The organism is Streptomyces lacrimifluminis, assembly GCF_014646095.1.
Taxonomy (GTDB): domain Bacteria; phylum Actinomycetota; class Actinomycetes; order Streptomycetales; family Streptomycetaceae; genus Streptomyces; species Streptomyces lacrimifluminis.
On record NZ_BMMU01000001.1, the window covers coordinates 681,690 to 693,250 of the forward strand.

Below are 11,561 nucleotides of genomic sequence, written 5' to 3' on the forward strand. Positions count from 1 at the left end.
AAGGGGTGTCGAAGGGGGCCGCCACGTGGTGGCCGGCGTCAGTCCTCGCCGTACCGCGGATCCACGGTGTCCGGGGTGAGCCCCAGCAACTCGGCGACCTGCTCGACCACGACCTCGTGGACCAGGGCCGCGCGTTCGTCGCGACCCTTGGTCCGGATCTCGACCGGGCGGCGATAGACCACCACGCGCGCGGGGTGACCCTCGCGGGCGGCGATCGTGCCCCCCAGGGGGACTGTTTGGTCGGCCCAGGCCTCGGGCGGCCCTTCGAGCTGCGGTACTTCGAGGACGAGGAAGTCGAAGTCCGCGAGCTGCGGCCACCGCCGCTCCAGCCGCTCCACGGAGTCCTGCACCAGATCCGCGAACGCCTCGGCGCGGCTCGCGGAGAGCGGAACCTGCGGCGGTGCCACGGGGCCGCGCATGCCACGGCCGTGGCGATCACGGCGGCGGGGCCCGGGGCCTGCGGCGCGGGGCGGTACGGGGTTGTCCATCACTGACGAAGCGTAGTCCCCGCGACCGCCGCACGGGCGCCGGGCACGCTGCGCCCGTCGGCATCGGCCGGGGGCGGACGACCCATCGACGACCTGTCGCGGGATGATCATTCCAGCCAAGGTTGGGCTCGATTTCATATGTCTCCCGGATCGCCGATGGCCGTCGATATCACGGCAATTGACCGTTTTTATGCCAACTGGCGATCGGAGCCAGCATTGTTCGGTATCTCGTAACCCGCCGTCGCTCCAGGTCAACGACGTGTCCCAGAAGACCCGTGTGGGCGGTTTCACGCCACGACACGGGAGAGTGGCCTGGTGGGGAGTCGTCGCGGCCCGCTCAAGAGTGCGGTACCGTCCAACGTCGTGAGCCCTGTACGTCGCTGTTCGCGCACCGCTTGCGGCCGTCCCGCCGTCGCGACGCTGACGTACGTCTACGCCGACTCGACCGCGGTCCTCGGCCCCCTCGCCACCTACGCCGAACCCCACTGCTACGACCTGTGCGCCGAGCACTCCGAGCGCCTCACCGCGCCGCGTGGCTGGGAGGTCGTCCGGCTCCTGGACAGCTCCGCTCCCGCGCGGCCCAGCGGAGACGATCTGGAAGCGCTTGCCAACGCGGTCCGTGAAGCGGCCCGCCCGCCGGGTCGCACGGCCGAGCCCGGCGGACCGCGCACGGCGGACCCGCGCGAGGTCGCACGACGCGGACATCTGAGAGTCCTGCGCTCCCCGGACAACTGAGCCGCCAAAGCCGTGTTCGGCCCCTTCCCCCTCCACGCGCCCAAGGCCCCGCCGTCACCTCGTGCTCCGGCGCCCGCCAGGTAGTTTGGGGCGACCGATGGGACTTTCGGAAGGGTTGGCCGTGTCTGCAGATCTGTCGCAGCTCGTGAAGGCGTACGACGTACGTGGTGTGGTCCCGGACCAGTGGGACGAGCCGCTGGCGGAACTGTTCGGCGCGGCCTTCATCCAGGTGACCGGGGCGGACGCGATCGTGGTCGGACACGACATGCGGCCCTCGTCGCCCGGCCTGTCGCGGGCCTTCGCGCGCGGGGCGGCGGCGCGCGGCGTCGACGTGACCGAGATCGGGCTGTGTTCCACGGACCAGCTCTACTACGCTTCGGGCGCCTTCGACCTGCCCGGTGCCATGTTCACCGCCTCGCACAACCCGGCCCGGTACAACGGCATCAAGATGTGCCGGGCGGGCGCCGCACCGGTCGGCCAGGACACGGGCCTCGCCGACATCCGTGAACTGGTGGAGTCCTGGCTGGACTCGGGCGTACCGGAGCGGGAGCCCGTGACACCGGGAACGATCACGCGCCGGGACACATTGGAGGACTACGCGGCACACCTCCGCTCGCTCGTCGACCTGACCTCCGTCCGCCCCCTGAAGGTCGTCGTCGACGCGGGCAACGGCATGGGCGGCCACACGGTCCCGACGGTCTTCGCCGGGCTGCCCCTCACCCTCGTCCCCATGTACTTCGAACTGGACGGCACGTTCCCGAACCACGAGGCCAACCCGCTCGACCCGGCCAACCTCGTGGACCTCCAGAAGCGCGCCCGTGAGGAGAACGCCGACCTCGGCATCGCCTTCGACGGCGACGCGGACCGCTGCTTCGTCGTCGACGAACACGGCGACCCGGTCTCGCCGTCGGCGATCACGGCCCTGGTCGCCTCCCGCGAACTGGCCCGCCACGGCGGTTCCGGCACGGTCATCCACAACCTGATCACCTCCTGGTCGGTCCCGGAGGTCGTCCGCGAAGAGGGCGGCACACCGGTGCGCACGCGCGTGGGCCACTCCTTCATCAAGGCCGAGATGGCACGCACGGGTGCGATCTTCGGCGGCGAGCACTCGGCGCACTACTACTTCAAGGACTTCTGGAACGCGGACACGGGCATGCTGGCCGCCCTGCACGTCCTCGCCTCGCTCGGCGGCCAGGACGGTCCCCTGTCGGCCCTCGTCGCCCAGTACGACCGGTACGTCGGCTCCGGCGAGATCAACTCCACGGTGGCCGACCAGACAGGCCGCCTGGCCGCGATCAAGACGGCGTACGAGGGTCGAGAAGGCGTCGAACTCGACGAACTGGACGGCCTGACGGTCACCGCGACGGACTGGTGGTTCAATGTCCGCCCCTCCAACACGGAACCCCTGCTGCGCCTGAACGCGGAGGCGCGCGACGAGGCAACGATGGCCAAGATCCGGGACGAGGTACTGGACCTCATCCGAGCCTGACCTGCCTTCAGCGCCGGGCGGCACCCTCCAGCCTGTCCGGCGTTTGAGGACGAGGCCCCTTCAGGGCCGACAGGGGGGTCTGGGGGCGCAGCCCCCAGGGACAGGATGGGACGGGTAGGGGCGGCGGGGGCGAAACAACCCCACTCCACCCCACCCGCTCACACCCGGCACCCCGCCCCCACACGGCGGTACCCTGACCAGGCCACATCACCGCACCCCCGAAGGGACACCCCATGCCGCTCGAAGCCGGCCTCCTGGAGATCCTCGCCTGCCCGGCCTGCCATGCTCCTCTCAAGGAGCAGGAGGCCGAGCTGATCTGCACCGGCCAGGACTGCGGCCTGGCGTACCCCGTCCGGGACGGAATCCCCGTACTGCTCGTCGACGAGGCCCGCCGCCCCGCGTAAGTCAGTCCCGGCGATCGGAGGTGCCACCCATGCTCGACGAATCGCTGCTCGACGCCCCCGAGGCGTTGGCGGACGCAGACCACCGCGGACTCCTGCGCGGCGCGGCCGAAGCAGGCGCCCGCGTCCGCACCGCCGCCCGCCACGCGGCTGAGGCGGGCATCAACGACCTGAAACCGGACGGCCGCCCCCGTGCCGTCCTGATCGCGGGCCCCGGCGTCGCCGCGACCTGCGTCGCCGACCTCCTCGGCACCCTCGCCGGCGCGACCAGCCCCGTCATCCGCCTGGCCCCCACCGGCGTCGCCCCCGCGGCAGGCGCCCTGCGCTGGGAGCTGCCGGGCTGGGCCGGCTCCGTGGACCTGCTCCTGATCGCCACCCCCGACGGCACCGAACCGGGCCTGTCCCTGCTCGCCGAGCAGGCCTACCGCCGCGGTTGCACGGTCGTCGCCGTCGCCCCCGCCGACACCCCGCTCGGCGAGACGGTGCAAGGCGCGGCCCACGGCCTGTTCGTACGCATGGCGGCGACCCCGAACGAGCAGGGGGCGCTGGACCAGCCGCTCGTCGCGTCCGCCTCCGGAGCCCTGTGGGCGCTGCTCACCCCCCTGCTCGTCCTCCTCGACCGCACCGGCCTGCTCACCGCCCCGCCGGACATGCTGGAGAAGATCGCCGACCGCCTCGACCACATCGCCGAACGATGCGGTCCGGCCATCTCGACGTACAGCAATCCGGCCAAGACCCTCGCCGTCGAACTCACCGACACGCTCCCGGTGATCTGGACGGAGGGCACGTCGGCCGGGCCGGTGGGCCGCCGGTTCGCCGCCGCCCTCGCCGAACTCGCCGGCCGCCCCGCGCTCGCCGCCGAACTCCCCGAGGCGCTCGCCGCGCACGGCTCCCTGCTCGCGAGCCGGCTCGCCGCAGGCGCCGACTCCGAGGACTTCTTCCGCGACCGGGTGAGCGAGGCACCCGCCCTGCACGCGCGCGTGGTCCTGCTCCGCGACCGCCCGACCGGCGGCCTCAGCGCCGCCCCCGCCGCCCGCGAACTCGCCCTCGGCCACGACACGGCGATCAGCGAGCTCGAACCGGAGGACGGCGCCGAACTGGAGAACCTGGCGGAACTGATCGCCACCACGGACTTCGCGGCCGTGTACATGGCGCTGACCGCAGGCTCCTGAGCTGCAAAGAACCGCTCGAACCGCTCAGACGGACACCCCCCGACCACCCACACCACCGCACCTCACCCCCTTCTTCAACCTGCACGGAGAAAGACCGGTATGGACCGCCTCGACAACACCATCCGCCCCTACGCCTGGGGTTCCACCACCGCCATCGCGGCGCTCCTCGGCACCGAGCCGACCGGTGAACCGCAGGCGGAGATGTGGATGGGCGCCCACCCCGGCGCTCCCTCGCGCACCGGACGCGGCACGCTCGTCGAGGTCATCGACGCGGACCCGCAGGGCGAACTCGGCGCGGCGGCCGTCGCCAGATTCGGCCCCCGCCTGCCCTTCCTCCTCAAGATCCTCGCGGCCGGCGCCCCCCTCTCCCTCCAGGTGCACCCCAACCTCGCCCAGGCGAAGGAGGGTTACGCGGACGAGGAGAACCGCGGGATCCTGATCGACGCCGGGCACCGCAACTACAAGGACGCCAACCACAAGCCCGAACTGATCTGCGCCCTCACCGAGTTCGACGGCCTGTGCGGCTTCCGCGACCCGTCGCAGACCGCCGACCTCCTCGCGGGCCTGGAAGTCGACTCCCTCAAGCCGTACGTCGACCTGCTGCGCGCCCACCCAGAGGAGGCGGCGCTGCGCGAGGTCCTGACGGCCGTACTCAGCGCGGACCGCGCGGACATGGCCCGCACGGTCACCGAGGCCGCGACCGCCTGCGCCCGCCTCGGCGGCGACTACGCGCCCTACGCGGACATCGCCCGGCACTACCCCGGCGACCCGGGCGTCATCGCCGCCATGCTCCTCAACCACGTCCGCCTCCAGCCCGGCGAGGCACTGTTCCTCGGCGCCGGCATCCCGCACGCCTACCTCAACGGACTCGGCGTCGAGATCATGGCCAACTCCGACAACGTCCTGCGCTGCGGCCTGACCCCCAAGCACGTCGACGTCCTCGAACTCCTGCGCGTCGTCCGCTTCGAGGCGAGCGACCCGGGCGTGCTGCGCCCGGAGGCCTCCGCCGACGGCGAGGAGGTCTACGAGACCCCCATCGACGAGTTCCGCCTCTCCCGGTACGTCCTCCCGGAGAGCGCACCCGCCCGCGACCTCACCCTCCCGACCCCGCAGATCCTGCTCTGCACAGCAGGCTCGGTCCGTACCGGAGACATCGAACTCGCCCCCGGCCGGTCGGTCTTCGTACCGGCGGACGAAAAGGCCGAAGTGTCCGGCCCCGGCACGGTATTCCGGGCGACAGTCGTGGTCTGACGCCTTCTTGGAGACTGTCCGAGCACATCCCGGGCACTGGTTGCCGTGGCCTGTGTGACAGCCTGGCGCGTCGTTGCCGCAGGGGCTGCAACAATGGCCCCCCGGCAAAAGGCGGGCAAAGCCCGGGACAGCGGACGTACGAAGGGACAACGCGAACACATGAGCGCGTCAGGCGGAACCAAGGCGATCGTGGCGGCACTCGTAGCCAACCTCGCGATCGCGGTAGCGAAGTTCGTGGCGTTCCTCTTCAGTGGCTCGTCGTCGATGCTCGCGGAGTCCGTGCACTCGCTCGCCGACTCCGGCAACCAGGGCCTGCTCCTCCTCGGCGGCAAGAAGGCCCAGCGCGAGGCGACCCCGCAACACCCCTTCGGCTACGGCCGCGAGCGGTACATCTACGCCTTCCTCGTCTCCATCGTGCTCTTCTCGGTCGGCGGCATGTTCGCGATCTACGAGGGCTACGAGAAGATCAAGCACCCGCACGAGATCGACAACTGGTACTGGCCGGTGGGCGTCCTCGTCTTCGCGATCATCGCCGAGACCTTCTCCTTCCGTACGGCCATCAAGGAGTCCAACCTCACGCGCGGCAAGCAGTCCTGGAAGGACTTCGTACGCCACGCCAAGGCGCCCGAGCTGCCGGTCGTCCTGCTTGAGGACCTGGGCGCGCTGGTCGGTCTGATCCTCGCCCTCGTCGGCGTGAGCCTGGCCCTGGCGACCGGAGACGGCGTCTGGGACGGCATCGGCACCCTCTGCATCGGCATCCTGCTCATCGTCATCGCGATCGTCCTGGCCGCCGAGACCAAGTCCCTGCTCCTGGGTGAGGCCGCGGGCATCGAAGAGGTGCGGAAGATCGAGGCCGCCATCGTCGACGGCGACACGGTCACCAGCATCATCCACATGCGCACCCTCCACCTCGGCCCCGAGGAACTCCTGGTCGCCGCCAAGATCGCCGTCCAGCACGACGACACCGCCGCCGAGGTGGCCACCGCGATCAACTCCGCGGAGTCCCGCATCCGCGCCGCCGTCCCGATCGCCCGGGCCATCTACCTGGAACCGGACATCTACAGCGAGACGGAAGCGGCCAAGGGCTCCGACCGCGGGGCAGCCCCGGGCGGCCCGAGCGCGCCCACGGCCCACTGAGTTCCCCTCCACCCGTAGGCGGACTGGGGGCGGCCGGGCCGACAGGTGTAGCTTGGGACGGAGCCAGACGTCGCTGCTGATGGCGGTCGGGCGGTCCCCTCGCGGACCGGCCGAGGGAGAGAGGGCCTCCGACGACTGTGCTGCGCGTATCAGGGCATGCCTGTGCCCTCTTCGGGCACTCCTGTGTCCGCCGCCGCGCAGACCAGCCGTACCCACCTCGCCCCAACCTTGAGGAGCAGCTCCTAATGACGACTGTCGACCACCGACAGGACTTCAAGGTCGCCGATCTCTCCCTGGCCGAGTTCGGCCGCAAGGAGATCACCCTCGCCGAGCACGAGATGCCCGGCCTGATGTCCATCCGCAGGGAGTTCGCCGCCAGCCAGCCGCTGGCCGGCGCCCGCATCATGGGCTCGCTGCACATGACCGTGCAGACCGCCGTCCTGATCGAGACCCTGGTCGCCCTGGGCGCCGAGGTCCGCTGGGTGTCCTGCAACATCTTCTCCACCCAGGACCACGCGGCCGCCGCCATCGCGGTAGGCCCGAACGGTACGCCCGAGAACCCCCAGGGCGTCCCGGTCTTCGCCTGGAAGGGCGAGACCCTGGAAGAGTACTGGTGGTGCACGGAGCAGGCCCTGACCTGGCCGAACACCCCCACCGGCGGCCCGAACATGATCCTGGACGACGGTGGCGACGCCACCATGCTCGTCCACAAGGGCGTCGAGTACGAGAAGGCCGGCAAGGTCCCCTCCGCGGACACCGCCGAGTCCGACGAGCACCGCGTCGTCCTCGAACTCCTCGGCCGGACCATCACCGACGGCTCGCAGAAGTGGACCCAGCTCGCCTCGGAGATCCGCGGCGTGACCGAGGAGACCACGACCGGCGTCCACCGCCTGTACGAGATGCAGCGCGACGGCGCCCTCCTGTTCCCGGCGATCAACGTCAACGACGCCGTCACCAAGTCGAAGTTCGACAACAAGTACGGCTGCCGCCACTCCCTGATCGACGGCATCAACCGCGCCACCGACGTCCTCATCGGCGGCAAGACCGCGGTCGTCTTCGGCTACGGCGATGTGGGCAAGGGCTGCGCGGAGTCCCTGCGCGGACAGGGCGCCCGCGTCATCATCACCGAGATCGACCCGATCTGCGCGCTCCAGGCCGCCATGGACGGATACCAGGTCGCGACCCTCGACGACGTCGTCGACAAGGCCGACATCTTCATCACCACGACCGGCAACAAGGACATCATCATGGCCAGTGACATGGCCAAGATGAAGCACCAGGCGATCGTCGGCAACATCGGTCACTTCGACAACGAGATCGACATGGCCGGCCTCGCCAAGATCCCGGGCATCGTCAAGGACGAGGTCAAGCCGCAGGTCCACACCTGGAAGTTCCCCGACGGCAAGGTCCTCATCGTGCTGTCGGAGGGCCGCCTGCTGAACCTGGGCAACGCCACCGGTCACCCGTCGTTCGTGATGTCCAACTCCTTCGCGGACCAGACCCTGGCCCAGATCGAGCTGTTCACCAAGCCCGACGAGTACCCGACCGACGTCTACGTGCTGCCCAAGCACCTCGACGAGAAGGTCGCCCGCCTCCACCTGGACGCTCTCGGCGTGAAGCTGACGACGCTCCGCCCGGAGCAGGCCGCGTACATCGGTGTCGAGGTCGAGGGCCCGTACAAGCCGGACCACTACCGCTACTGAGCCGGCACCCCAGCCAGTGGTGAGCACGTCCGTGCACTGACGCGCTCACCACCAGCAGGTCCTCCGAGGCAGGCCCCCGCACCCCCGTGCCGGGGGCCTGCCCCTTTGCCGAGGCTCAGAGGCTCGAAGGCTCAAGCGACAGTCCGAAAACCCCAGGACCCCCATGCCCCGCGGCCGGTATTCGCTCCACGATCCGCACGATCACACCCCCCTCGCAGACGAGCACTTCCACTGCGCCCCCGGCCCGTCCGGCTGGCGCTACGTCTCCCAGCTGACCACCCCCTCCGGCGACCACGGCGGCTCCGTCGACCTCACCCTCGACGACCTGGGCCGTCCGATCCGTCTCGAACTCCACGCGGCGAGCTGGCAGGTCCGCGGCGCCGCACTCGACGGCGTCACCTGGGTGCGCACCGACCCCACCGGCACTCATGCCACCGAAGGCAACGTCCGCGCTCACGCCTTCACCGGCACATCCCCCGCGTTCCTGGTCGCCACCGCCCGCCTCCTGCGCCTCACCCCCTCCGCCGCCGCAACCCGTGTACGCCTCGTCGCCCTCACGGACCCGGTCCTCGCCCCGCGCACCGTGGACCAGTCCTGGGCCCTGGTGAAAAGAGAAGCACACGCCACTGACAACGGCCCTCTGACCGTCGACGAATACCAGGTCACAGCCCTGGACACGGGCGAGCAGCACGCCGTGCACATCGCCGGCGACGTGGTCCTCGCGGCACCGGGCATCGAGCTGGAACACCTTGAGTCCCCGCCGTCGACGTTCGCCGACTAGGCGGGCGGCGCGAACCCGCCGGAGGGGCGTCGATCACCGGCATGGTCCTGCGGTGCAGCCTCGACGACCGGGACGGGCCCGGCGGCTTCGGCAACCGCAGGGTAGGGACCCCCGGCGGGCGGATGCGGAACCGCAGCCGGCCACTGCGCCGCCGTAGCCCCGAACGACCGAGGTGCCGCGGGGCCCCCGGGCACGCTGGTCGCCGCCACGCTCCCGAACGCCCGCCTGGCCTCCCGCACCTGCCGCTCCTGCACCACGGCCGCCAGATAGGCCGTCGGAGGAACGTCCGGCGGCGCCGGAGTCCCGGTACGCGCCGCCACATCGGCGGCGAGCCGCTCGGCCATGGCCCAGCCCACCTGCGGATCCAGTTGCCGCATCCGCGTCAGATACTGACGTACGGCCAGCCACAACCCGTCGGGCACGCCGGACAGATCGAGCTCCGCGAACCGTCCGGACAACCAGGGCGGCGGAGGAGGAACGAACGCGGTCCGACCGACGGGCACGCGCTCCCGGACGACGAGCGTGCCCGCGACGACGTCACCGAGCCGCCGTCCCCGCGCCGAGACGAGCGAGGCGATACAGGCAACCACCCCGAACGTCATCAGAACCTCGACCACCCCGACCGCACCCCGTACCAGCGCATGCCGAAACCGGATCGGACCGCCGTCGTCCCGCACCACCCGCAGACCGCACGCCATCTTGCCGAGCGAACGGCCGTGACTGAGCGTCTCGACCGCGATCGGCGCACCCACCAGAACCAGAATGAACGCCGCGATGGAGAGAGCGACCTGTGCCGCCTCGTCCATTGAGGCCGTGGATATGACCAGAACAAGGGTGACGACGGTGTAGACCAGCCCGATCACCACAAGGTCGAGCAGCACGGCAAGCGCCCTGCTGGGCAGTTTCGCGGGGCGCAGCTCCAGCGCCACCGCCTCGCCCGTAACCAGCTCACTCACGCCTGCCGTCCTTCCCCTGACCTGCCCCTGGAACCGCCAGTCTGCCAAGCTGAAGGGGCATCGCGCCGCAGTACGAAAAGCCGACACCCACGACGTGCAGTCGACGAACAGCCGAGGAGCAGGCAAAACGATGGACCTCGACGTCTTCGTCTCCGCCCACCGCGCCGAGTGGGACCGTCTGGACGCCCTGCTGCGCCGCCAGAGCCGCCTCACCGGCGCCGAGGTGGACGAACTCGTGGCCCTCTACCAACGCACCGCCACCCACCTCTCACTGATCCAGTCGAGCGCCCCGGACCCCCAGCTGACCGGTCGGCTCAGCCAACTCGTGGCACGCGCGCGTAGTGCCGTGACAGGTACCCGCCGCGCCTCCTGGCGCGATGTCACGCGCTTCCTCACCCACGGTTTCCCCGCGGCGGTCTACCGATCGCGCCACTGGTGGGTCCCCACCGCGCTCATCTCCACGGCCGTCGCGGTTCTCCTGGGATGGTGGATAGGCACGCACCCCGAAGTGCAGTCCTCCATAGCGGCCCCCGACGAACTGCGCGCCCTCACCCGCCCCGGCGGCGAGTACGAGACGTACTACTCCAGCCACCCCGCCGCTTCGTTCGCCGCCCAGGTCTGGACGAACAACGCCCGGGCCGCCGCGATGTGCCTGGTCCTGGGAGTCTTCCTCTGCTTCCCGGTCGTCTGGATCCTCTTCCAGAACATGCTCAACGTGGGTATCGGCCTCGGCCTGATGTCCTCGGCGGGCCGACTCGACACCTTCCTCGGCCTGATCCTGCCGCACGGCCTCCTGGAACTGACCGCGGTCTTCGTGGCGGCCGGTACGGGCCTGCGCCTCGGCTGGACGGTCATCGACCCGGGCCCGCGTTCCCGCCGCGCGGCACTGGCAGAGGAAGGGCGAGCAGCCCTGGGAATGGCTATCGGCCTGGCCCTGGTCCTCTTCGTCTCGGGAGCCATAGAAGGCTTCGTCACACCGTCGGGCCTGCCCACCTGGGCGCGCATCACCATCGGGGTCGTCGCCGAGCTGGCCTTCCTCGCGTACGTCTATGTCCTCGGCGGTCGAGCGGCTCGCGAGGGCGAGACAGGCGACCTTGAGACGGCCGAGCGCAGTGCCGCCGTCCCCACCGCTGCCTGATGTGCGGACACACCTGCCGGGCTGCTAGTCTCCTCTTCGCCCCACAAGAGCCGTTGACGCGGAGCGAGTGGGGAGGTAGATTAGAGCAGTTGCCTAGAGCCGGACAGACTTCGGTGGCGACAGTGAAAATCTAGTGGTTGCTCGAGAACTTGGATTCTTGAGGACCACATCCCGATGAATCTCAGGAATGAACAGCCGGTCAGTCCGGCCAAAAACTTCTGATAAAGTCGGAGTCGCCGGAAAGGGAATCGCGAAAGCGGGAACCTGGAAAGCGCCGAGGAAATCGGATACGGAAACGGTCTGGTAGAGT

Annotated in this window: 11 protein-coding genes; 9 read left to right on the forward strand and 2 right to left on the reverse strand. The window is 70.2% G+C overall.

Translation table 11 applies throughout. From position 1 onward, the window contains the following. Window positions 1-38: 38 nt before the first annotated feature. The gene (locus tag IEY89_RS03130; RefSeq protein ID WP_189145704.1) at window positions 39-488 is read right to left on the reverse strand and encodes a metallopeptidase family protein; all 450 of its coding nucleotides are present in this window, start codon (window positions 486-488) and stop codon (window positions 39-41) included. A 315-nt stretch (window positions 489-803) separates the two neighbouring features. Between IEY89_RS03130 and IEY89_RS03135 the strand changes: the two genes are divergently transcribed. The 8 genes from IEY89_RS03135 (at window position 804) to IEY89_RS03170 (ending at window position 9,157) form a co-directional block, all read left to right on the forward strand. Next, window positions 804-1,223, forward strand: a complete 420-nt coding sequence (locus IEY89_RS03135) for a DUF3499 domain-containing protein (protein WP_189145638.1) — start codon at window positions 804-806, stop codon at window positions 1,221-1,223. 121 nt (window positions 1,224-1,344) lie between these two features. Continuing rightward, complete coding sequence (locus IEY89_RS03140; RefSeq protein WP_189145639.1) at window positions 1,345-2,712, forward strand: phosphomannomutase/phosphoglucomutase; 1,368 nt, start codon at window positions 1,345-1,347, stop codon at window positions 2,710-2,712. A gap of 233 nt (window positions 2,713-2,945) precedes the next feature. Further along, window positions 2,946-3,116 (forward strand): Trm112 family protein, encoded by a 171-nt coding sequence (locus IEY89_RS03145; protein WP_015659983.1) that lies wholly within the window; start codon window positions 2,946-2,948, stop codon window positions 3,114-3,116. A 29-nt stretch (window positions 3,117-3,145) separates the two neighbouring features. Beyond that, window positions 3,146-4,285, forward strand: a complete 1,140-nt coding sequence (locus IEY89_RS03150; protein WP_189145640.1) for an SIS domain-containing protein — start codon at window positions 3,146-3,148, stop codon at window positions 4,283-4,285. Window positions 4,286-4,384: 99 nt separating this feature from the next. Further along, window positions 4,385-5,536, forward strand: a complete 1,152-nt coding sequence (gene manA / locus IEY89_RS03155; RefSeq protein ID WP_189145641.1) for a mannose-6-phosphate isomerase, class I — start codon at window positions 4,385-4,387, stop codon at window positions 5,534-5,536. 159 nt (window positions 5,537-5,695) lie between these two features. Then, window positions 5,696-6,673, forward strand: coding sequence for a cation diffusion facilitator family transporter (locus IEY89_RS03160; RefSeq protein ID WP_189145642.1), 978 nt, complete (start codon window positions 5,696-5,698; stop codon window positions 6,671-6,673). Window positions 6,674-6,918: 245 nt separating this feature from the next. Further along, window positions 6,919-8,376: an adenosylhomocysteinase gene (gene ahcY / locus IEY89_RS03165; protein WP_189145643.1), complete on the forward strand. Its 1,458-nt coding sequence runs from the start codon at window positions 6,919-6,921 to the stop codon at window positions 8,374-8,376. A 163-nt stretch (window positions 8,377-8,539) separates the two neighbouring features. After that, window positions 8,540-9,157: a hypothetical protein gene (locus tag IEY89_RS03170; protein WP_189145644.1), complete on the forward strand. Its 618-nt coding sequence runs from the start codon at window positions 8,540-8,542 to the stop codon at window positions 9,155-9,157. Here IEY89_RS03170 and IEY89_RS03175 read toward each other — a convergent pair. Continuing rightward, window positions 9,154-10,113 carry an RDD family protein gene (locus tag IEY89_RS03175; protein ID WP_189145645.1) on the reverse strand — a complete coding sequence of 320 codons (960 nt, stop codon included), beginning with the start codon at window positions 10,111-10,113 and terminating at the stop codon, window positions 9,154-9,156. The two genes, IEY89_RS03170 and IEY89_RS03175, sit on opposite strands and share 4 nt — an antisense overlap. A 130-nt stretch (window positions 10,114-10,243) precedes the next feature. Here IEY89_RS03175 and IEY89_RS03180 point away from each other — a divergent pair, with 130 nt between their 5' ends. Continuing rightward, on the forward strand, window positions 10,244-11,251 hold the full coding sequence (locus tag IEY89_RS03180; protein ID WP_189145646.1) for a stage II sporulation protein M: 1,008 nt from the start codon (window positions 10,244-10,246) through the stop codon (window positions 11,249-11,251). The last annotated feature ends 310 nt before the right edge of the window (window positions 11,252-11,561 follow it).

Excerpts from the sequence above, each read along its gene's own strand:
- IEY89_RS03130 (WP_189145704.1), bottom strand. The coding sequence starts at position 488 with ATGGACAACCCCGTACCGCCCCGCGCCGCAGGCCCCGGGCCCCGCCGC.
- IEY89_RS03145 (WP_015659983.1), top strand. The coding sequence starts at position 2,946 with ATGCCGCTCGAAGCCGGCCTCCTGGAGATCCTCGCCTGCCCGGCCTGC.
- IEY89_RS03150 (WP_189145640.1), top strand. The coding sequence starts at position 3,146 with ATGCTCGACGAATCGCTGCTCGACGCCCCCGAGGCGTTGGCGGACGCA.
- manA (WP_189145641.1), top strand. The coding sequence starts at position 4,385 with ATGGACCGCCTCGACAACACCATCCGCCCCTACGCCTGGGGTTCCACC.
- IEY89_RS03160 (WP_189145642.1), top strand. The coding sequence starts at position 5,696 with ATGAGCGCGTCAGGCGGAACCAAGGCGATCGTGGCGGCACTCGTAGCC.
- ahcY (WP_189145643.1), top strand. The coding sequence starts at position 6,919 with ATGACGACTGTCGACCACCGACAGGACTTCAAGGTCGCCGATCTCTCC.
- IEY89_RS03170 (WP_189145644.1), top strand. The coding sequence starts at position 8,540 with ATGCCCCGCGGCCGGTATTCGCTCCACGATCCGCACGATCACACCCCC.
- IEY89_RS03180 (WP_189145646.1), top strand. The coding sequence starts at position 10,244 with ATGGACCTCGACGTCTTCGTCTCCGCCCACCGCGCCGAGTGGGACCGT.